The sequence below is a fragment of the Kitasatospora sp. NPDC023176 genome (assembly GCF_055560495.1).
Map to the genome: position 1 here is coordinate 1 of NZ_JBVHIP010000052.1, position 21,799 is coordinate 21,799.

Below are 21,799 nucleotides of genomic sequence, written 5' to 3' on the forward strand. Positions count from 1 at the left end.
GAGCCGCCTTCCAGCGGGCCCTCCGGGCGCTTCGTTCTTTCGTGTTTCCAGCTTATCAGATGTTTTCCGCTCCGTTTTCCGGAGTTTCATTCATCCGATTTGGCTTTCGCCTTTCGGCGCTCCCGAACTCTACCAGAGTTTCTCGGTCCGTTTTCCCGGCTGTTCTCGAATTCGCATTCGAGGACTTCCTTGGGGCTCGTCCCGTGGGGCAACCCGGAGAACATTACGCACCGGGTTGCCCCACGTCAAACCAGCCACAGCAGGGCCGGACGAGACTCAGAGGCAAGGCTCAGAGACAGGACTCAGAGACAGGACTCAGAGACGGGACTCAGAGACAGAGCTCAGAGCCGAACTCAGACCTCGACGACGACCGGCAGGATCATCGGCCGGCGGCGGTAGTTGTCCGCGACCCACTTGCCGATGGTCCGGCGGACGAGCTGCTGCACCTGACGGGGCTCCAGCACGCCGTCGCTCGCCGAGCGGTCCAGGCCCTCCTGGAGCTTGGCGACGACCGGCCCGAAGGCGTTGTCGTCGATGCCGGAGCCACGCGCCTGGATGGTCGGGCCGCCGACGATCTTGCCGTTGGCCGAGTCGACCGCGACGAAGACCGAGATGAAGCCCTCCTCGCCGAGGATCTTGCGGTCCTTGAGCGAGGCCTCGGTGATGTCGCCGACCGAGGCACCGTCCACGTAGACGTAACCGGCCTGGACCTTGCCGACGATCCGGGCGACGCCCTTCTCCAGGTCGACGCAGACGCCGTCCTCGGCGATGACCACGCGGTTGCGCGGCACGCCGGTGGCGATGCCGAGTTCGGCGGCGGCCCGCAGGTGGCGCCACTCGCCGTGGACCGGCATCAGGTTGCGCGGCTTGCAGATGTTGAAGAAGTACAGCAGTTCGCCGGCCGAGGCGTGGCCGGAGACGTGCACCTTGGCGTTGCCCTTGTGCACGACCTTGGCGCCCCAGCGGGTCAGGCCGTTGATGACGCGGTAGACGGCGTTCTCGTTGCCCGGGATGAGCGAGGACGCCAGGACGACGGTGTCGCCCTCGACGATGCGGATCTGGTGGTCGCGGTTGGCCATCCGGGACAGCGCCGCCATCGGCTCGCCCTGGGAGCCGGTGCAGATCAGCACGACGTCCTTGTCCGGCAGGTCGTCGAGCTGCTTGACGTCGACGACCATGTTGCCGGGGACCTTCAGGTAGCCCAGGTCGCGGGCGATGCCCATGTTGCGGACCATCGAGCGGCCGACGAAGGCGACCTTGCGCTTGTACTCGTGCGCGGCGTCCAGCACCTGCTGGATGCGGTGCACGTGGCTGGCGAAGGAGGCGACGATGATGCGCTTGTCGGCGTTCGCGAAGACGTTTCGCAGCGCGGCCGAGATGTCCCGCTCGTGCGGGATGAAGCCGGGGACCTCGGCGTTGGTGGAGTCCACCAGCAGCAGGTCCATGCCCTCCTCGGCCAGCTTGGCGAAGGTCGGCAGGTCGGTGAGGCGGCCGTCCAGCGGCAGCTGGTCCATCTTGAAGTCACCGGTGGCCACGACCATGCCGGCGGGGGTGCGGACGGCCACGGCGAGGGCGTCCGGGATGGAGTGGTTGACCGCGATGAACTCGCAGTCGAAGGGGCCGATGCGCTCGCGCTCGCCCTCCTTCACCTCCAGCACGTACGGCCGGATGCGGTGCTCGGCGAGCTTCGCCTCGATCAGGGCGAGGGTCAGCTTCGAACCGATCAGCGGGATGTCCGGGTTCTCCCGCAGGAGGAAGGGGACGGCGCCGATGTGGTCCTCGTGCCCGTGGGTGAGGACGATGCCGTCGACCTTGTCGAGACGGTCCCGGATGTAGGTGAAGTCCGGGAGGATCAGGTCGACGCCGGGCTGCTCGTCCTCGGGGAAGAGGACGCCGCAGTCGATGATCAGGATGCGGCCGCCGTACTCGAGGACCGTCATGTTGCGGCCGATCTCACCGAGGCCGCCGAGCGGAGTGATGCGGAGGGCGCCCTCCTTCAGGGCCGGAGGGGTGCCGAGTTCGGGATGCGGGTGGCTCAAAAGACTCTCCTCACGACGCACGCCACATGCCTGGGGTCCTCCCCCAGAGACATATGGCGTGTGTACTCAGTGTCGTTTTCCTACTGGGTCTGTGCACTCGCGCCTTCGGTCCGGTCCAGCGGCGGACCCGGTCGGGTCCGGCGAGCCGGGGCACGCACGTCTGTGTCTGCTACAGGTGTACCCCGCCGGCGGCGAGATCCTGCTTCAATCGGTCGATCTCCTCGGCCGTCGCTCCGACCAGCGGCAGTCGCAGCGGCCCGGCGGGCAGGCCCCGGAGGTCCAGCGCGGCCTTGGTGAGGATCACGCCCTGGGTGCGGAACATACCGGTGAACACCGGCAGCAGGCCCTGGTGGATGGCGGTGGCCTTGGCCACATCGCCGGCCAGGTAGGCCTCGATCATCGACTTCAGCTCACCGGCCACCACGTGCCCGACGACGCTGACCACGCCGACGGCTCCGACGGACAGCAGCGGCAGGTTGAGGATGTCGTCGCCGGAGTACCAGGCGAGGTCGGAGCGGGCGATCGCCCAGGCCGCGGCGCCGAGGTCGCCCTTGGCGTCCTTGTTGGCGACGATCCGCGGGTGCTCGCCGAGCCGGACGAGGGTCTCGTGGCTCAGCGCGACCCCGCTGCGGCCCGGGATGTCGTACGCCATGACCGGCAGCCCGGTGGCGTCGGCGACCTGCGTGAAGTGCCGGTACAGGCCCTCCTGCGGGGGCTTGTTGTAGTACGGCGTGACGACCAGCAGGCCGTGCGCCCCGGCGGCGTCCGCCTGGCGGGCCAGCTCGACGCTGTGGTGGGTGTCGTTGGTGCCGACCCCGGCCACCACGTGGGCACGGTCCCCGACCGCCTCCACCACGGCGCGGACGAGCTGGGCCTTCTCGGCGTCGCTGGTGGTCGGGGACTCACCGGTGGTGCCGTTGACGACGAGGCCGTCGTTCCCGGAGTCGACGAGGTACGTGGCGAGGCGCTGGGCGCCGTCGATGTCGAGTGCGCCGTCGGCGGTGAACGGGGTGACCATCGCGGTCAGTACCCGGCCGAACGGCGTCTGGGGGGTGGAGGTCGGAGCCATGCGTCCAAAGCTACTCGTAGGCGGTGGGGCGGTACCCATGCCGGTCCATGGTTCGGACAGGTGGAGCAGGTCAGGGCGGGGAGATGGGATTCCGGTGCTGCCCGCTCGGGGGTTCGGGCAGCACCGGAATCCGTGGTCTCGAATGTAGGGAGCGGCTAGAAAAGCCGCAATCCAGACATGCCAGACACTCTGCCCATATGCCTGTCGTCCCAGGTCAGGGGGCGACCCGGCCGTGCTTCTCGAAGGCCGCATGGGTGAGCGGCATGAGCTGCGCCCACTGCTCCTCCATCTGCTCCGCGACCATCTCGATCTCGCGCTGCGGGAACGACGGCACCGCCGAGTTCTCCCGCCGGGTGCGCAGCGAGAGGAAGTGCATCAGCGAACGCGCGTTGCAGGTCGCGTACATCGAGGAGAACAGGCCGACCGGCAGCACCGCGCGGGCCACCTCGCGGGCCACGCCGGCCGCCAGCATCTCCTGGTAGCGGGCGTAGGACTCGAGGTACGCGGCCTCCATCGCCCCGGTGGTGGTCTTGTGCTGCTCCGGGGTGCCCTGGTGGAACTCGTACTTGCCCGGGCGGCCCTGCTGGACCAGCTTGCGGTCCTCGGCCGGGACGTAGAAGACCGGCTCCAGCTCGCGGTAGCGGCCGGACTCCTCGTTGTAGGACCAGCCGCTGCGGTGCCGGTGGAACTCGCGGAACACGAAGATCGGCGCGCTGATGAAGAAGGTCATCGAGTTGTGCTCGAAGGGCGTGCCGTGCCGGTCGCGCATCAGGAAGTTGATCAGGCCCTTGGACTTCTCCGGGTCCTGCTGGAGCGCGTCCAGGGACTGCTCCCCCGCGGTCGACACCCGGGCCGCCCAGATGACGTCCGAGTCCGCGGCGGCGCTGCGGACCAGCTCCACCGTCACATCGCTGCGGAAGCTGGGGGCCGTCGGTTCGTCGCTCACGCGTTGCTCCTTGCGGGTTCGGTGCTGTGCAGCCTGATGGCGTGCTGCATGGTCTTGCGGGCGCGCGGGGTGTCGCCGGCGTCGGCGTAGGCCACGGCGAGGCGGAACCACACCCGCCAGTCGCCCGGCTCGGCCTCCGCCTCGGCCTGGCGGCGGGCGAACACCGCGTCGGCCGAGGCCCGGTCGATCCGCCCGCCGCCGGTGCGCTTCAGCTCGTCCACCGGCAGGCCGCCCTCGGCCTCCAGTTCGCGGGCGAGCTGCTCGCTGGCCCGGCCGAAGCGGACGGTCTGGCGCAGGAACCAGAGGCCGATCACCGGGATCACGAAGGCGCAGAGGCCGATGCCGATGCCGAGCGGCTTTCCGGTGGCGACCAGCTGGACGCCCTCCCCCACGCAGAGGAGGGCGACCAGCAGCAGCACGCCGGACAGGACGAAGAAACCGGTACGGGAGGTCATGTCACGCTCCTGGAGGTCACCACGGTCACAGGTCCAGGAAGTGTTCGAGGCCGAAGGTCAGCCCCGGGGTCTCGACGACCTTGCGCACGCCCAGCAGGATGCCCGGCATGAAGCTGCTGTGGTGCAGCGAGTCGTGCCGGATGGTGAGCGTCTCGCCGGTGTCGCCGAACATCACCTGCTGGTGGGCCAGCAGGCCGCGCAGCCGTACGGCGTGCACCGGCACCCCGTCCACGTCGGCGCCGCGCGCGCCGGGCAGGCTGTGGGTGGTCGGGTCCTGCTGCTTCGGGCGGCCGGCCTCGGCGCGGGCCGCGGCGATCAGCTGGGCGGTGCGGGTGGCGGTGCCGCTGGGCGCGTCGGCCTTGCGGTCGTGGTGCAGTTCGACCACCTCGACCGACTCGAAGTACCGAGCGGCGATCTGGGAGAACTTCATGCCGAGGATCGCGCCGATGGAGAAGTTGGGCGCGATCAGCAGGCCGAGGTCGGGGGCCCCGGACAGCCAGCCCTCGACGGTGGCCAGCCGCTCGTCCGTCCAGCCGGTGGTGCCGGTGACGACGTGGATGCCGTGGTGCAGGCAGTAGTCCAGGTTGCCCATCACCGAGTCCGGGTGGGTCAGTTCGACGGCGACCTGGGCGCCCGCCTCGGTGAGCTCCTCCAGCTTCGAGCCGCGGCCGAGGGTGGCCACCAGCTCCAGGTCCGGCGCGGCCTCGACGGCCTTGACCGCCTCCGAGCCGATCCGTCCGTTGGCACCGATCACGGCGACACGCAGCGTCATAGCGACGTTCCTCTCCGGGAAGACAATCCTCAGGCCAGCAGATCGGCGAGCTTGGCGGCCCGCTTGTCGTTGACCGGGCCGATCAGTGCCAGCGACGGCCGGTACGCGCCCAGCACATCACGGGCCACCGCGTGGACGTCCTCCAGGGTCACCGCGGCGATCCGCTCCAGCATCTCGTCCACCGACAGGTGGTGCCCGTAGCTGAGTTCGGCCTTGCCGATCCGGTTCATCAGCGAGCCGGTGTCCTCCATGCCGAGCACGGTGGAGCCGGAGATCTGGCCGATCGCCCGCTGCAGCTCCTCCTCGGTGATGCCCTCGGCGACCACCTTGGCCAGCTCCTCGCGGCAGATCCGCAGCACCTCCTCGACCCGCTTGGGCTGGCAGCCGGCGTAGATGCCGAACAGGCCGGTGTCCGCGTAGGAGGAGGAGTACGAGTAGACCGAGTAGGCCAGGCCGCGCTTCTCCCGGACCTCCTGGAACAGCCGGGAGCTCATCCCGCCGCCCAGGGCCGCGTTGAGCACGCCCATCGCCCAGCGGCGCTCGTCGTGCCGGGGTACCCCGGGCACGCCCAGCACCAGGTGGGCCTGCTCGGTGGAGCGGTTGAGCACCTCGACCCTGCCGGCCGTGCGCAGCGCCTTGACGCCGCGGCGGGCCTCGGCGGGCGCCGCGGTGGAGCGGGCCAGCACCGGGGCGAAGGCCTCCTGCACCTGCTTGACGACCTTGCGGTGGTCCAGGTTGCCGGCCGCGGCGACGACCAGGTTCTCCGGGCGGTAGCGGCGGTGGTAGAAGCCCGCGATCTGGTCCCGGGTGAGCGCCTTGATGGTCTCCTGGGTGCCGAGGATCGGGCGGCCGAGCGGGCCGCTGCCGAAGATCACCTTGGCGAACAGGTCGTGGACGACGTCACCCGGGTCGTCCTCGGCCATCGCCATCTCCTCGAGGATGACGCCGCGCTCGGCGTCGACGTCCTCGGGGCGGATCAGCGAGCCGGTCAGCATGTCGCAGACCACGTCGATGGCCAGCGGCAGGTCGGTGTCCAGGACCCGGGCGTAGTAGCAGGTGTTCTCCTTCGCGGTGAAGGCGTTCATCTCGCCACCGACCGCGTCCAGGGCCGCCGAGATGTCCAGCGCGCTGCGCCGCTCGGTGCCCTTGAAGAGCAGGTGCTCCAGGTAGTGGGTGGCGCCGTTGAGCTGCGGGGTCTCGTCCCGCGAGCCGACGCCGACCCAGATGCCGAAGGTCGCGGAGCGCACCGTCGGCAGGGTCTCGGTGACGACCCGCAGGCCGCCGGGCAGGACGGAGCGGCGCACCGTGCCGGCGCCGTCGACGCCCTTGAGCAGGGTCCGGGTGCTGCCGGGACGCTGCTTTACCGCCGGGGCCTGGGCCACGGTGGGTACCTCCAGAGGAATCGCACGTGGAATGGCACGTACGGACGAACGCGTGGACAACAGGGTGCGGCCCGCACGCCGGGGAGGCGTACGGGCCGCAAGGGTCAGCTAGCGGCGCTTCACTCGGAAGCGGCCTCGTCGCCGTCCTCGCCCTCGACGACCGGGATGAGGGAGAGCTTGCCGCGCGGGTCGATCTCGGCGATCTCGACCTGCACCTTGGCGCCGACGCCGAGGACGTCCTCGACGTTCTCCACGCGCTTGCCGCCGGCCAGCTTGCGGATCTGCGAGATGTGCAGCAGGCCGTCCTTGCCCGGCATGAGCGAGACGAACGCGCCGAACGTCGTGGTCTTGACCACGGTGCCCAGGTAGCGCTCGCCGACCTCCGGCATGGTCGGGTTGGCGATCTGGTTGATCGTGGTGCGGGCGGCCTCGGCGGCCGGCCCGTCGGAGGCACCGATGTAGATGGTGCCGTCGTCCTCGATCGTGATCTCGGCGCCGGTGTCCTCCTGGATCTGGTTGATCATCTTGCCCTTGGGGCCGATGACCTCGCCGATCTTGTCCACCGGGATCTTGATGGTGATGATGCGCGGCGCGTTCGGGGACATCTCGTCGGGCGAGTCGATGGCCTCGTTCATCACGTCGAGGATGTGCAGGCGCGCGTCGCGGGCCTGCTTCAGCGCGGCGGCCAGCACGGAGGCCGGGATGCCGTTCAGCTTGGTGTCGAGCTGCAGCGCGGTGATGAAGTTGCGGGTACCGGCGACCTTGAAGTCCATGTCGCCGTACGCGTCCTCGGCGCCCAGGATGTCGGTCAGCGCGACGTAGTGGGTCTCACCGTCGATCTCCTGCGAGATCAGGCCCATGGCGATGCCGGCGACGGCGGCCTTGAGCGGCACACCGGCGTTCAGCAGCGACATGGTCGAGGCGCAGACCGAGCCCATCGAGGTGGAGCCGTTGGAGCCGAGCGCCTCGGAGACCTGGCGGATGGCGTACGGGAACTCCTCGCGGGTCGGGAGGACCGGGAGGATGGCGCGCTCAGCCAGGGCGCCGTGGCCGATCTCGCGGCGCTTGGGGGCGCCCACGCGACCGGTCTCGCCGACCGAGTACGGCGGGAAGTTGTAGTTGTGCATGTAGCGGCGACGCGTCTCCGGGGAGAGCGTGTCGAGCTGCTGCTCCATGCGGAGCATGTTCAGCGTGGTGACACCCAGGATCTGGGTCTCGCCGCGCTCGAACAGCGCCGAGCCGTGGACGCGCGGGATGGCCTCGACCTCGGCGGCCAGGGTGCGGATGTCGGTGACACCGCGGCCGTCCATGCGGACCTTGTCCTTGATGACGCGCTCGCGGACGATCTTCTTGGTCAGCGCGTTGTAGGCGGCGCTGATCTCCTTCTCGCGACCCTCGAACTCGGGGAGCAGCTTCTCGGCCGCGAGGGCCTTGACGCGGTCCAGCTCGGTGTTGCGCTCCTGCTTGCCCGGGATGGTGAGGGCCTGGGCCAGCTCGTCCTTGACGGCGCTGGTCAGCGCGGCGAGGACGTCGTCCTGGTAGTCCAGGAAGACCGGGAACTCGGCGGTCGGCTTGGCGGCCTGGGCGGCCAGCTGCGCCTGCGCGGCGCACAGCACCTTGATGAAGGGCTTGGCGGCGTCGAGACCGGCGGCCACGACCTCCTCGGTCGGCGCGTCGGCGCCGCCCTCGACCAGCTTGATGGTCTTGTCGGTGGCCTCGGCCTCGACCATCATGATCGCGACATCGCCGTCCGGCAGGACGCGACCGGCGACGACCATGTCGAAGACGGCCGACTCCAGCTCGCTGTGGGTCGGGAAAGCGACCCACTGGCCGTTGATCAGCGCGACGCGGACGCCACCGATCGGGCCGGAGAACGGCAGGCCCGCCAGCTGGGTGGAGGCGGAGGCGGCGTTGATCGCGACCACGTCGTACAGGTGGTCGGGGTTGAGCGCCATCACGGTGCAGACGACCTGGACCTCGTTGCGCAGGCCCTTGACGAAGGACGGGCGCAGCGGGCGGTCGATCAGGCGGCAGGTGAGGATCGCGTCCTCGGAGGGCCGGCCCTCACGACGGAAGAACGAGCCGGGGATGCGGCCGGCGGCGTACATCCGCTCCTCGACGTCCACCGTCAGCGGGAAGAAGTCGAAGTGCTCCTTCGGCTGCTTGGACGCGCTGGTGGCCGACAGCACCATGGTGTCGTCGTCCAGGTAGGCCACGGCGGAGCCGGCGGCCTGACGGGCCAGACGGCCGGTCTCGAAGCGGATGGTACGGGTGCCGAAGGAACCGTTGTCGATCACGGCCTCGGCGTAGAACACGTTCTCTTCCACCTGGAAGATCTCCTCTTTCGTACGTCTCCGGGAAAGCGTCCCCGCGCAGTGCCTCGCGTTGGCTCCGGGGCCCTCTTGCCAGGGAGGGCGGCAGCCGGGCCGGTCTTCGATCGAAGCCTCCGGGGTGCCCCGCTCGGCTGCGGGGGTTCCGGGGGCCACTACCGAGGACCGGCGCCTCACGGCTGCCGGGCCGGGACGGGCGGTCCGCGTCTGGACGCTCTCTCGGATGCGGGCGGCTTCCGTTTGAAGCCTTCGTCCCGCGGGGGGGTTCGGGCTGTCTGCCCGGGTGGCGCGCTGGTGCGCCATCACCCGGCATGCCCACAACCCTACGGTGCAATCCTCGGCCACCTGGGGAGGTGCGCGCGAGTTGTTATGTCAGGGTGCCGCGGTCGAACCGCCGCGGCATACGCGCGAGGGGCGGCTCCCCGGTGTGGGGAGCCGCCCCGAGCGGCGTTCTCAGCGGGCGCCGCCGGCGGCACCGCGACGGATGCCCAGACGGTCGACGAGCGTACGGAAGCGCTCGATGTCCTTCTTGGCCAGGTACTGCAGGAGGCGGCGGCGCTGGCCGACCAGGATCAGCAGGCCACGACGCGAGTGGTGGTCGTGCTTGTGGAACTTGAGGTGCTCGGTCAGGTCCGAGATACGGCGCGAGAGCATGGCGACCTGGACCTCGGGGGAGCCGGTGTCGCCCTCCTTCTGGCCGAACTCGGCGAAGATCTGCTTCTTGACGTCAGAGGCGAGAGCCACTGCAACTCCTTCAAGGTCTACCGAGCGGTCCTGGTCGACTGCACAGGGCTCTGCGAGAACTCGGTGTCGTGAGCGCGGTCCGAGGTCTGCGACCCACGGGGTCGGACACACGGCTGCGCTCGGAGGCCAAGGGTACCAGTGTCGGCCACCCGGCCAGTCGGCGGGCGGGCGGCACCGGTGGCCACCGGCCGGCGGCGGTCAGCCGGTGGCGCCGCGGACCAGCCGGTAGACGTTCAGCACGGCGAGCGCCAGCGGGACCAGCGAGATCAGGGTGAGGCTGTCCACCAGGTCCAGGATGCGGCCCCAGAACGGGGAGACGCCGAGTCGGGGCACCACCAGCGCGATCGCGGTGAGCAGCGCGGCGCCGAAGGCGATGGAGGCGGCCAGCCAGATCGTGCGCAGGTCGAGTTCGGTGCCGGAGCCGGCCGCCCGCAGGATGAACTGCGGGGTGTGCAGGGACAGTCCGACGATCAGCAGGCACAGGCCGAGCAGTCCGGCGACGGTGAGGCTGAGGACCTGCGCGGTGTAGCGGAACAGCCGGGCGCGCAGCATGGTGGCGATGCCCAGGGCGAGCGCCAGCAGCTCCGGGAAGGTCCGGTCGGTGAAGGAGAGGACGGCGCAGGCACCGACCACGACCGCGGCGCAGCCGCCGACCAGGCCGACCAGCACCTCGTGGCCGCGGCGGGCCTGGTGGGCGATCCGCTCGTACTGGACGGCCTCGGCGCGCTCGGCCTCCTCGTCGTAGTCGCGGCTGCGGGTGCGGGTCTGGCCGGGGGCGCTGAAGCCGACCGGCAGCCGGGCGAAGCGGGCGGAGAGGCTGGGCAGGAAGCCGACCGCGGCGACCGCGGCGACACCGGTGACGGCGGCGATGTTCCCGGCCGGGGTGCCGGGCATCAGCACGGCGGTGAAGGTGGCGAGCGCGCCGGCGGTGGCGACGAAGGCGGCGGCGACGAACACCGCGTCCTTCTCCGGCAGGAGTCCGGCCAGCAGCACGGCGATCACCAGGGCGGTGACGCAGCCGGTCAGGAACTGCAGCCGGCCGGGGCCGTCCCACGGGTGGGCGACGGCGATGATGCCGCTGCCGGCGATCATGGCGTGCGGCAGGGCGCCGAGGCCGAGCGCGACCGCGGCGGGGGCGTCCTGGTAGACCCGGGCGCGCACCCCGGCGAGCGCGGTGAGCACCACGGCGGCGACGCCGGCCAGTACGCCGGGCAGGCTGTGCATGTCGTGGCGCAGGTCGGAGAACCAGAGCGCGAAGCCGAGCAGGGTGAGCAGCACCCCGGCGCCGATCAGGCCGAAGCCGCGCATCAGGTCGACGGTCCAGAACCGGCGGTCGGCCTCGACGGCGCTGGCGATGGCGTCGGCGACGTCGTCGTAGACGGCCGGCGGCAGCGACTCGGCGAAGGGGCGCAGCGCCAACAGGTCGCCGTCGCGGACCTGCTGGGCGGCCAGCGAGAGGCTGCTGTCGAGCACGGTGCCGTCGCGGCGGACCAGGTGGAAGCCGGTGGGGGTGCCGTCGGGCTGGCTCTGCTTGGCCAGGCGCAGCACCTCGGGGTAGACGTCGGCGAGGGCGACGTCCTCGGGCAGGGCGACGTCGATCCGGCGGTCCGGGGCGACGACGGTCACCCGGCAGTAGCCCGTGGCGGCGGTTGAAGTCACGGCCGCACCTCGATCCTTCGACGCACTGGGCGCTCCCCCTGTGTTGACGGTGCCGCCGCACGGCGGCGCGCGGTGTGGCTGTGGAACCGGCCCGGCCGGGCCGCGAGTTGGCGCGGCGTTACCCTACCCGCTCGGTTCGTGCCCGCCGTCGCTGCGGGGCGGGGGTCGGTGCCGCCGTGGGGCGGGGCCCGGTGCTGCCGCGGGCGGGGCCCGGCGGGCGGTGCGGGGGCCGACCGTTAGTATCGGGCGCCTGCGCACGGTGGTACGGGGGCTGCGCTGGGTGGGGCGTCCTCAGCCACGGGTATCCGTACCGGCCCGGGCGCAGTCGCGTGAGGGCTGATGCCGAAGTGATCGATCGACGCCGCGGGGTGGATGGCACATGGGTGTGATCATGGTCAAGCGACCGGCCAGGGCCTACCCGCCGACCGTTCCGGACGAGCCGGTGGAGCTGGTCAGCCCGCCCGAGCTGCCCCGGCACGGCGGCGAGGACTGGCTGATGAGCGTCCTGCCGATGCTCGGCATGGGCGGCTCGGCGGTGTTCTTCTTCTCGCCCGGCGCGGCCGCCCCGATGAAGATCATGGGCGGTCTGATGATCGTCTCGACGGTCGGCATGGTGCTGGCCCAGATCGTGCGGGCCCGCAAGGGCGGCTCGACCGTGATGGCGGACGAGCGGCGCGACTACCTCAAGTACCTGCAGCAGACCCGCCGCCAGGTGCGCCGCACGGCGGAGAGCCAGCGCGGCGCGCTGCTGTTCCTGAACCCGGCGCCGGACCAGCTGTGGTCGATCGTCGAGGACGGCCGGCGACTGTGGGAACGGCGCACGGCGGACGGCGACTTCGCGCAGATCCGGGTGGGCCTCGGGCCGGTGCAGCTGTCCACCCCGCTGGTGGCGCCGCAGACCGCGCCGATGGACGAGCTGGAGCCGCTGTCGGCGGCCGCGATGCACTCCTTCCTGAAGGCCCACGGCACCCTCCAGGACCTGCCGCTGGCGGTCTCGCTGCGGGCGTTCTACCACATCACGGTGTGCGGGGACCCCGACGCGGTGTACGGCAACGTGCGCGCGATGATCGCCCAACTGACCACCCTGCACTCGCCGGACGACCTGCTGATCGCGGTCGCCGCGGCGCCCGGCGCGGCCGAGGAGTGGGACTGGACCAAGTGGCTGCCGCACAACCAGCACCGCAAGGAGAGCGACGGCGCGGGCTCGCGCCGGCTGAGCGCCGCCGACCTGGGCGAGCTGGAGTACCTGCTGCAGGACGAGCTGTCCGGCCGCCAGCGCTTCGTCCGGGACGCGGCGCCCGCCGCGGACCAGCCGCACCTGGTGGTGATCATGGACGGCGCCGGGGTGCCGCACGACTCGGTGCTGGCGAGCCCCGAGGGCGTGCAGGGGGTGACCGTCATCGAGGTCGTCCCGGGCGAGGTGGACGAGCCGAGCGGACACCTGATGGTGACGGTCACCCCGCAGGAGCTGGTCCTGCGTTCGGCCTCCGGGGCGACCTACAGCGGCAAGCCGGACCTGCTCTCGCTGTGGCAGTCCGAGGCGCTGGCGCGGCAGTTGGCGCCGTACCGGGCCTCGGCCGGCGGTGACGACGAGCCGCTGCTGTCCAACCTGGACTTCACCGACATGATGAACTCGGGCGACCCGGGCTCCTTCGACGTGGCCCGCAGCTGGCGCCCGCGCGCCCAGCACGAGCGGATGCGGGTGCCGATCGGCGTCGGCGCGGGCGGCGAGCACGTCTACCTGGACATCAAGGAGGCCGCGCTGGAGGGCATGGGCCCGCACGGCCTGTGCGTGGGCGCGACCGGTTCCGGCAAGTCGGAGCTGCTGCGCACGCTGGTGCTCGCGCTGGCGATGACCCACTCCTCGGAGACGCTGAACTTCGTGCTCGCCGACTTCAAGGGCGGCGCGACCTTCCTGGGCATGGCGGACATGCCGCACACCTCCGCGGTGATCACCAACCTGGAGGGCGAACTCACCCTGGTCGACCGCATGCGCGACGCGATCGAGGGCGAGCTGCACCGCCGCCAGGAACTGCTGCACCGCTCCGGCAACTACGCCAACATCCACGAGTACGAGCGGGCCCGGGCCGCGGGCGCGGCGCTGGACCCGCTGCCCTCGCTGGTGCTGATCATCGACGAGTTCTCCGAACTCCTCACCGCCAAGCCCGACTTCATCGAGATGTTCATCCAGATCGGCCGGATCGGCCGCTCCCTGGGCGTGCACCTGCTGCTGGCCTCGCAGCGCCTGGAGGAGGGCAAGCTGCGCGGCCTGGACACCTACCTCTCGTACCGGATCGGTCTGCGCACCTTCTCCGCCGCCGAGTCGCGGGCGGCGATCGGCGTGCCGGACGCGTACCACCTGCCGCCGGTGCCGGGCGTCGGCTACCTGAAGTTCGGCGAGGACGTGATGGACCGGTTCAAGGCCGCGTACGTCTCGGGGCCGTACCGGGCGCCGGGGCAGCAGCGGTCGACCGGCGGGCGGCGGGTGAACGCCCGGCCGGTGGCGTTCACCTCGTCCTTCGTGGACCTGCCGCCGGAGCCGGTGGAGGAGGAGACGCCGCAGGCCCCGGAGCAGGACGACGCGCTGGTGGACACCGTGCTGGACGTCTTCGTCCAGCGGATGACCGGCCAGGGCCCGGCCGCACACCAGGTGTGGCTGCCGCCGCTGGACGAGGCGCCGAGCATGGACCACCTGCTGCCGCCGCTGCAGGTCGTCCCGGACCGCGGGCTGACCGCGCCGGGCTACCCGGGCGGCCGGCTGCGGGCCCCGATCGGCATCGTGGACAAGCCGCGCGAGCAGAAGACCGACATCCTGGAGGTCGACTTCTCCGGGGCGGCCGGCCACGGCCTGGTGGTGGGCGGCCCGCGCTCGGGCAAGTCCACCGTGCTGCGCACCGTGACGACCGCCTTCGGCCTCACCCACACGCCGCGCGAGGTGCAGTTCTACCTGCTGGACTTCGGCGCGGGCAGCTTCCAGTCGCTGACCGGGCTGCCGCACGTCGGCGGGGTGGCCGGGCGCCTGGACGTGGACAAGGTGCGCCGGATGGTATCCGAGGTGCACGCGGTGATGAACCGGCGCGAGGAGCTGTTCCGGACGGCCGGGATCGACACCATCACCACCTACCGGGCCCGCCGGGCGGCCGGGCAGCTGCCGGACGAGGCCTTCGGCGACGTGTTCCTGATGATCGACGGCTGGAACACCTTCAAGCAGGAGTTCGAGGGCCTGGAGCCGGTGATCGGCGACATCGCCCAGCGCGGCCTCGGCTACGGCGTCCACCTGGTGATCACCGCGGCCCGGTACGCGGAGGTGCGCCCCGCGCTGAAGGACCTGCTGCAGAACCGCATCGAGCTGAAGCTCGGTGACTCGATGGAGTCCGAGGTGGACCGCCGGGTGGCGCAGAACGTCCCGCCGCTGGCCGGGCGCGGCATCACCGCGGAGCGGCTGCACTTCCTGGGCGGCCTGCCCCGGCTGGACGGCTCCTCCTCGGTGGAGGACCTGCAGGACGGCGTCGCCGGACTGGTCGGCGCGGTCGACGCGGCCTGGACCGGCCAGCGCGCCCCGCAGGTGCGGATGCTGCCGGCCGTCCTGGACGGCCACTCGCTGCCGAAGGGCTTCGAGCACCCGGAGCGCGGCGTGTCCTTCGGCGTGGACGAGGCCGAGCTGGCGCCGGTGTTCGTCAACTTCGACACCGACCCGCTGTTCATCGTCTTCGGTGACACCGAGTCCGGGAAGTCGGCGGTGCTGCGGATGCTGATCAAGCAGATCACCGAGCGCTACACCCCGGACCAGGCGGGCATCGTGGTCGGCGACTACCGGCGCGCCCTGCTGGGCACCGTCCCGCCGGAGTACCTGGTGGAGTACGCGGCCGCGCAGCCGGCCATGACGGCCATCGTGGACATGCTGCGCGGGGCCTGCGCCCGGCGCCTGCCCGGCCCGGACGTGACCGCCGAGCAGCTGCGCAACCGCAGCTGGTACACCGGCAAGGACATGTTCGTGATCGTCGACGACTACGAGCTGGTCGCGACCGGCTCGGGCAACCCGCTGGCGCCGCTGGCCGAGTTCCTGCCGTTCGCCCGGGACATCGGCCTGCGGGTGATCGTGGCCCGCAGCGCGGGCGGCGCCGGGCGCTCGCTGTACGAGCCGGTGATGCAGCGGATGCGCGAGCTGGGCGGGCAGGGCATCATCCTGTCCGGCAACCGGGACGAGGGCGCGCTGCTGGGGACGGTCAAGCCGCAGGCGCTGCCGCCGGGCCGCGGGGTGTACGTGTCACGCCGCGCGACCAACGGGCAGATGGTCCAGACGGGCTGGCTGCCGGAGCAGTGACCGGGTGGAGCAGTCGGGCCGTTCGCTACGGACGGTGATCGAAGGGGTCGGACTCAGCGGAGTCCGGCCCCTTCGGCGTCCCAGGTGCTGAAACGTTACCTAGATCTTTCCGGGGTGGGGCTGCGATTCCCGCACCCACCTCGGGGGTTGCCCTGCTGCTCAGCAGCACCTGGACGTATCGCCGCCCCATCGAGGCGTCGCCTTTGAAAGGTGGCCTGCAATCCGCAGTTCACCTTGGATTCATGCTTGATGTGGCCAAAGTAACAAGTCGGACAAACAGCGCCATGACAGTAAGTGATCATCGGATCGCATGTCTATGCCGTTCACCGCAACGGATTCCGAAGCACTTCCGGCGTTGACGCAATCAATACGCCAAGGTTCCATTGCGGCCTTGGGAGCGACCGGACAGGACCCGAGCAACCAGCCAGCGGAGGCGATACCGCTCCCATCCCAGGACCGCACAGAGCCGATCGGAAGCCACATGACCGACACGCTTCGCCCGCCACAGAACGTCACCGCCACGGCGGACGGGGCAGCCGCGCCCCAACAGCTCAAGCGCTCGATCGGCGTCGTGGGCGGCACCCTGCTCACGCTGTCCTGCGTCACCCCCGCCTCGACGCTCTTCGTGATCGTGCCGGAACTGTTCTCCAGCATCGGCAGCGCCACCGCCCTGGCCATCGGCATCGGCTCGCTGCTCTGCGTCGCGGTCGCGTTCTGCTACTCCGAGCTCGGCACCCTGATCCCCAGCGCCGGCGGCGAGTACGCGATGGTCGGCACCCTGGCCGGGCGGCTCGCGGGCTGGCTGGTCTTCATCCAGTCGCTGATCGTGGTGATGATCGTCCCCTCGGTCATCGCCCTCGGCACCGCCGACTACCTGGCGCCCGCCCTGCACATCGACAAGCCGATCGCCGGCGCCGCCGTGATGCTCGCCGCCACCCTGGCCGGCCTGCTCGACCTGCGCGCCAACGCCTGGATCACCGGCATCTTCCTGGTCCTGGAGGTCATCGCGGCCGGCGTGGTCTCCGTGCTCGGCTTCTCCCACGCCAACGCCGCCCACCCCAGCCTGCTGCACGGCCTGGTCTCCACGGACGGCGGCGCCGCCAGCCCGGTCGGCATCGGCGCCATCGTCGGTGCCCTCGGCATCGCCCTGTTCGCCACCCAGGGCTTCTCCACCGCCGTCTACCTCTCCGAGGAGCTGGAGAACCCCCGCCGCACCGTCTCCCGCACCGTGCTGTGGACCCTCGGCCTCTCCAGCGCCATCATCCTGGTCCCGGTCGCCGCCATCACCATGGGCGCCCCCGACCTGCAGACCCTGACCTCCGGCGACATCCCCGGCATGGTCACCGCCTGGAGCAACTCCGCGGTCGGCACCTTCATCAGCCTCTGCATCGCGCTGGCCATCATCAACGCCGGCATCGTCATGGTCATCCAGAACTCCCGAGTGCTGTTCGCCTCCGCCCGCGACAAGGCCTGGCCCGAGCCCGTCAACAAGGCCTTCGGCACCCTCGGCCGCTTCGGCTCCCCGTGGATCGCCACCCTCGCGGTCGGCCTGCCGGGCGCCGCGCTCTGCTTCGTCAAGGGCCAGCTGCTCAGCAACATCACCGGCGTCGCCGTCACCGCGATGTACCTGCTGGTCGCCATCGCCTCGCTGCTCTCCCGCCGCAGCCACCACAAGCACGCCGCCGCCTGGCGGATGCCGCTGTGGCCGGCCGTCCCCGCGCTGCTGATCGTCGTCCTGGTCTACGTCATGACCCAGCTCGACGCCGAACCCCTGCTGTGGACCGGCGGCATCACCGCCGCCGCCACCCTCTACTGGCTGTTCTACCTGCGCCCCCGGCAGGCCACCCGCTGGGTGATCAGCCTCCCCGAGGACCAGCGGGACTGACCCCCCGATCCCCCACCCCCACCCCCACACGGCGGTGCCCCGGGCTCTCCCCCAAGCCCGGGGCACCGCCACGTCCGTGACCGCTACTTCCTGAGCCACTCCGGGCTGGTGGCGATCGCCTTGAGCTGGTCCAGGCCGAGCAGCGGCTTGCCGGTCGGCGGCTCGCCGACCTGGACGAGCAGGCCGTCCCGCCGGACCTCGGCCATCGGCGCGCCCCCCGGACTGGACGTCCCCGGGCCGAAGAGCTTGAGCAGGCCGCCGTCGGGCAGCACCGTCGCACCCTCGGACGTCTTCTTCGTCTCGGCCTCCGACTGCGGCGCCAGCTTCTGCACCCGCACGACCAGCGATCCGGCGGTGCCCCCCTGGGCGAGCTGGACGTTCATGACGACCTCGTTGCCGTCGACCTTGCCGACGCTCACCCCGGCGGGCAGCAGACCGGCCAGGACGGCCTGGCGGTCCGGCAGGGACAGCCCGGTGCTCTGGGCCGCGTAGTCGACGCCGTCGTACTGGACCGCCGCGGCGATCGGGTCCCAGGACCCGTCGGTGACGATCCCCCTGAGCTGGTCCAGGGTGAGCGGCGGGTTGGGACGGCTGTCGGGCGAGCCCTTCTCCTGCGGCGAGTTCCACTCGCTGAGGGTGATCTCCCGGCCGTCGGGCCCGGTCAGCACCGCCAACCACTCCTTGGTGTCGGCGCGGTGGTCCGGGTACTCGTACCCCTCGCTGAGGTACAGCTTGGAGCCGTCCGCCAGGGTGGCGACCGAGCACGAGTCGATCCGGTTGAGCTTGGGGTCCGGGCAGGACGGCTCCTGGCCCTGGCCCTTGCGGTGCTTCTGGACCGCGACCGACAGGAGCGACTTGCCCTGACCGTCGTCGAACACCAGCTGGGCGCCCGCGAAGGTGCCCTTCATCGCGGGGTCGTCGGTGCCGCGGCCGGCGGCCTCGGTGATCTGCCCCTTGGGCAGCAGCGCCTTGAAGGCCGCCAGCACCGCATCGCCGGTGACGACCTTCGGGGCCGCGGTGGGCGTGGGTGTGCCCGCCGAGGCCGGGGTCACCGCGACTCCGGTGGAGGCGGTGGAGGCGGCAGCGGCCACCGTGCCCGCGCCGGAGTGCGAGGTGGCACCGGTCAGGTAGACCGCGCCGGTGCCCACCAGGGCCAGCGCGGCCGCGCCGCCCACCACCGCGGCGGCCGAACGGCGGCGCCAGCGGCTGCGGCCGCGCTGGTAGCCGCCCGCCACCAGCCCGGCCTGGTCGGCCTGGTCGGGGCGGAAGCCCTCACCGGTGCGGGTGAGGGCGAACAGCAGATCGTCTTCGAACTTGTCCGGCTCGGACATGGCGGATCACCGTCTCCTTGCGTCGTGGAAGTGCCAGTAGTGGTCAGCGGTGGTGCGCAGGTCGCTCGGCGGCCGGTGCGCGGGTCGTTCAGCGGGCCGCGAGTTCGGCCAGCGAATCGCCGAGCAGGGCGCGCAGCCGCGCCAGCGCCCGGGTGGTCCTGGTCCGGACCGCGCCGGAGGACACCCGCAGCACCTCGGCGGTCTCCTCGACGCTGCGGTCCTCCCAGTAGCGCAGCACCAGCACCGCCCGGTCCTTGGCCGGCATCCGCCCGAGCGCGTCGAGCAGGGTCAGCCGCAGACTGCTGTCCGCGTCGTGCCCCTCCGGCTCCGGCAGCGCCTCGGTCGGACGCTCGCCGCTGGAGCGGCGGCGCTGCTGGGCGATGAAGGTGCGCACCATCACGGTGTGGGTGTAGGCCGCCGGGTTGTCGATCCGGTTCCGGCCGCCGGTGAAGGCGCTGCGCCGCCAGAGCACGTACATCCGGCTGAGGGCCTCCTGTACGAGGTCCTCGGCGTAGTGGGTGTCGCCGCTGGTGAGCAGACAGGCCGAGCGGTAGAGGTGGCCGGTGCGACTGGAGACGAGTTCCAGGAACTCCGCGTCCTTGGCCTCGCGGCCACCACCGATCCACCCCATCGCCCGTCGCTCCCCCGCGTCCGTGTGCCTCCGACACCTGATGGATGCGGTGAACGGGCCGCGGTGTTACAGGCGGTTCACGGGTTCTTCCCGCGGCGCCGGTCGCGGAGCACCACGCCGCCGCCGATCAGCAGGGCCACCAGCAGGGCGCCGACGCCGACCACGTAGGTGGCGGTGCGGCCGTCGCGGTCGGCCTGGGTCTCGCCGAGGCCGACCGGCGCCGGCACGATCGGGGCGGCGGCCAGCTGCACCGGAGCGTCCGGGGCGGCGGCGGACGGCGGATTGTCGGGCGCCTTGGTGACGGCCTTGACCGGGTCCACCACACCCCAGCCGATGAACTCGTTCGAGCCGCGCTCGGTGCGCTGGGCGGACTGCTCGATCCACGCGCGCACCTGGGCCGGCGTCCAGCCGGGGTGCGCGCCGACCAGCAGCGCGGCGAGCCCGGAGACGTACGGGGCGGCGAAGCTGGTGCCGTTGTCGACGCACTGGCCGCCGCCGGGCACGGTGGAGAGCATGTCGACGCCCGGCGCGGCGACCTTCACGAAGGAGCCGTACTGGGAGAACGGGGCGCGCTCGTTGTTGCGGTCGGAGGCGCCGACGGAGAGCACGGTCGGGAAGGCGCCCGGGTAGGTGTCGCCCTCCTTGCCGTCGTTGCCGCTGGAGGCGACCACCACGATGCCGGCGCTCTCGGCGGACTCGATCGCGGCCTTCAGCTCCTGGTAGCCGCCGAAGTGGGCGTCGCCCGCGCCGCGCACGTCCTGGGAGATGTTGATGACCCTGATCGGGGCCTTCTTCGGGTCCGTGTTGTTCTTGACGACCTCGGCGATGGCCGCGGTGAGGCTGGAGACGTCACCGTTGCCCTCGCTGTCGTTCTGCCGGATCGCGTAGATCCTGGCGTCGGGGGCCAGCCCGACGAAGCCCGTCCGGTCGCTGCGGCCCGCGGCGATGATGCCGGCCACCTTGGTGCCGTGACCGACCGTGTCGTCCTTGGAGGTGCCGTCGACCGGCTTGTTGTTCTGCTTGTCGAACAGCAGGCTGGAGCCCGCGTCGACCTTGCCGGCCAGCTGGGGGTTGCGGTCGTCCACCCCGGTGTCGATGACGGCGACCGTCACCCCGCCGCCGGTGGTCTTCCCGCCCTGCCAGAGTTCGTCCAGCAGTATCCGCTGCAGCGACCACGGCACGGTCGGCACGTCGGGCGCGGGCTTGGGGCAGTCACCGGCGGCGGCCAGTGCGGGCCCGCCGTCCGCGAACGCCGGGGCGGTGCAGGGGCCGCCCAGCACCACGAGCGCGGCCAGCGCCGCGGCCGTCCTACGGAACCCGCGTCCGGACACCCTGCCACCCCTCATGTTCGCCACCCCGTGCCGCGCCGCGCGCCGAAGGGCGGGTACCCGGAACCCGGGTACCCGCCCCCTGTCGTTCCCGTCCGGGAACGTCCGGATCAGTGGCCGCCCCAGAGACCGGCGTTCTTCTTCTCGGTCGCCTGGTAGTTCTGAGCGGCGCTCTCCAGCGCGCTGGAGATCTTGCCGCAGGTGTCCTTCAGGTCCTGGGCGGCGTTGTCCCACTTGGTCTGCTGGGTCTTGTAGCCCTGCTGGGCCTGGCCCTGCCAGCCGTGGGAGATCTTGGTGACCTCCTTCTGCAGCTCGCCCAGCATGTGGTCGATCTTGTTGGCCGAGTTCTGGACGTCCTGGGACGCCTGGTGGAGGGTCTGGAAGTTGACGAGAATGTGGTCGGTCACAATGTCTCCCTGGACGAGGATGCGGAGCACCCGGCGCTCAGTCGCGGGCACCCCGTCGAGCGGACGGTCGGAACGGAGTGGAGATCAGTCCTTCGACGATCAGCCCTGCGGGCCGAACAGGGACTTCTGCTCCTCTTCCGCGCTCGCGTAGTGCTTGGTGGTCAGCTCGATGGCGTGCTTGATCGCGGTCAGCGATTCCTTCAGCGCCTTGACGTCATCGTTGACCTTCGTCTGCAGGGCCTTGTAGGCGTCCGCCGCCTGGCCCTTCCAGCCGCTGGTGATGTTGTCGACCGTCGTCTGGAGCGTGTTGCGCTCCGCCTCGATCTGGCCGATCGCCGTCTCGATCTTCCCGGCGAAGTCCATCATCTCCTGCGCGGTCACCGTGAACTGGCCGTCACTCATGATCCACCGTCCCCCATGAGAAAAAACATTGTGTGTACGGAGAGCCCCCGGGGCCCTGCCGCCGCATCACCCGTGTGATGTCCAGCAGCACTGTA

At 71.1% G+C, this 21,799-nt stretch carries 16 protein-coding genes; 2 read left to right on the forward strand and 14 right to left on the reverse strand.

All coding sequences use genetic code 11. The features are described 5' to 3' along the window. Positions 1–353 precede the first annotated feature (353 nt). The 9 genes from ACZ3YL_RS39020 to eccD all read right to left on the reverse strand — a co-directional run bounded on the left by ACZ3YL_RS39020 (position 354) and on the right by eccD (position 11,396). Positions 354–2,039 (reverse strand): ribonuclease J, encoded by a 1,686-nt coding sequence (locus tag ACZ3YL_RS39020; RefSeq protein ID WP_188302797.1) that lies wholly within the window; start codon positions 2,037–2,039, stop codon positions 354–356. 169 nt (positions 2,040–2,208) lie between these two features. Next, entirely contained in the window at positions 2,209–3,108 is a 900-nt protein-coding gene (dapA, locus tag ACZ3YL_RS39025) for a 4-hydroxy-tetrahydrodipicolinate synthase (RefSeq protein ID WP_188302796.1), read from the reverse strand. Positions 3,109–3,322: 214 nt separating this feature from the next. Beyond that, complete coding sequence (gene thyX, locus ACZ3YL_RS39030) at positions 3,323–4,054, reverse strand: FAD-dependent thymidylate synthase (RefSeq protein WP_188302795.1); 732 nt, start codon at positions 4,052–4,054, stop codon at positions 3,323–3,325. Further along, positions 4,051–4,509 carry a tetratricopeptide repeat protein gene (locus tag ACZ3YL_RS39035; protein ID WP_465662329.1) on the reverse strand — a complete coding sequence of 153 codons (459 nt, stop codon included), beginning with the start codon at positions 4,507–4,509 and terminating at the stop codon, positions 4,051–4,053. The genes thyX and ACZ3YL_RS39035 overlap by 4 nt, the downstream gene beginning before the upstream one ends. Before the next feature lie 25 nt (positions 4,510–4,534). Beyond that, positions 4,535–5,281 carry a 4-hydroxy-tetrahydrodipicolinate reductase gene (dapB, locus tag ACZ3YL_RS39040; protein ID WP_188302793.1) on the reverse strand — a complete coding sequence of 249 codons (747 nt, stop codon included), beginning with the start codon at positions 5,279–5,281 and terminating at the stop codon, positions 4,535–4,537. A 29-nt stretch (positions 5,282–5,310) separates the two neighbouring features. Beyond that, positions 5,311–6,663: a M16 family metallopeptidase gene (locus ACZ3YL_RS39045; RefSeq protein ID WP_317620898.1), complete on the reverse strand. Its 1,353-nt coding sequence runs from the start codon at positions 6,661–6,663 to the stop codon at positions 5,311–5,313. A 119-nt stretch (positions 6,664–6,782) separates the two neighbouring features. Continuing rightward, entirely contained in the window at positions 6,783–8,990 is a 2,208-nt protein-coding gene (locus ACZ3YL_RS39050; RefSeq protein WP_188302792.1) for a polyribonucleotide nucleotidyltransferase, read from the reverse strand. A gap of 456 nt (positions 8,991–9,446) precedes the next feature. Next, on the reverse strand, positions 9,447–9,737 hold the full coding sequence (gene rpsO, locus ACZ3YL_RS39055; protein ID WP_188302791.1) for a 30S ribosomal protein S15: 291 nt from the start codon (positions 9,735–9,737) through the stop codon (positions 9,447–9,449). A gap of 198 nt (positions 9,738–9,935) precedes the next feature. Further along, positions 9,936–11,396: a type VII secretion integral membrane protein EccD gene (eccD, locus tag ACZ3YL_RS39060; protein ID WP_188302790.1), complete on the reverse strand. Its 1,461-nt coding sequence runs from the start codon at positions 11,394–11,396 to the stop codon at positions 9,936–9,938. Positions 11,397–11,775: 379 nt separating this feature from the next. Here eccD and eccCa point away from each other — a divergent pair, with 379 nt between their 5' ends. Together eccCa and ACZ3YL_RS39070 are read left to right on the forward strand one after the other, a co-directional pair. Further along, positions 11,776–15,720 (forward strand): type VII secretion protein EccCa, encoded by a 3,945-nt coding sequence (gene eccCa, locus ACZ3YL_RS39065; RefSeq protein WP_188302789.1) that lies wholly within the window; start codon positions 11,776–11,778, stop codon positions 15,718–15,720. 481 nt (positions 15,721–16,201) lie between these two features. Further along, positions 16,202–17,605 carry an APC family permease gene (locus tag ACZ3YL_RS39070; RefSeq protein ID WP_465662333.1) on the forward strand — a complete coding sequence of 468 codons (1,404 nt, stop codon included), beginning with the start codon at positions 16,202–16,204 and terminating at the stop codon, positions 17,603–17,605. 83 nt (positions 17,606–17,688) lie between these two features. Here ACZ3YL_RS39070 and ACZ3YL_RS39075 read toward each other — a convergent pair whose 3' ends face one another. The 5 genes from ACZ3YL_RS39075 to ACZ3YL_RS39095 all read right to left on the reverse strand — a co-directional run bounded on the left by ACZ3YL_RS39075 (position 17,689) and on the right by ACZ3YL_RS39095 (position 21,704). Then, complete coding sequence (locus ACZ3YL_RS39075; protein ID WP_465662335.1) at positions 17,689–18,936, reverse strand: hypothetical protein; 1,248 nt, start codon at positions 18,934–18,936, stop codon at positions 17,689–17,691. An 88-nt stretch (positions 18,937–19,024) separates the two neighbouring features. Then, positions 19,025–19,567, reverse strand: a complete 543-nt coding sequence (locus ACZ3YL_RS39080) for a SigE family RNA polymerase sigma factor (protein WP_188302786.1) — start codon at positions 19,565–19,567, stop codon at positions 19,025–19,027. Positions 19,568–19,644: 77 nt separating this feature from the next. After that, positions 19,645–20,898 (reverse strand): type VII secretion-associated serine protease mycosin, encoded by a 1,254-nt coding sequence (gene mycP, locus ACZ3YL_RS39085; protein WP_317620897.1) that lies wholly within the window; start codon positions 20,896–20,898, stop codon positions 19,645–19,647. Between the two features lie 107 nt (positions 20,899–21,005). Then, positions 21,006–21,302 (reverse strand): WXG100 family type VII secretion target, encoded by a 297-nt coding sequence (locus tag ACZ3YL_RS39090; RefSeq protein WP_188302784.1) that lies wholly within the window; start codon positions 21,300–21,302, stop codon positions 21,006–21,008. A 99-nt stretch (positions 21,303–21,401) separates the two neighbouring features. After that, the gene (locus tag ACZ3YL_RS39095; RefSeq protein WP_188302783.1) at positions 21,402–21,704 is read right to left on the reverse strand and encodes a WXG100 family type VII secretion target; all 303 of its coding nucleotides are present in this window, start codon (positions 21,702–21,704) and stop codon (positions 21,402–21,404) included. Positions 21,705–21,799 lie beyond the last annotated feature (95 nt).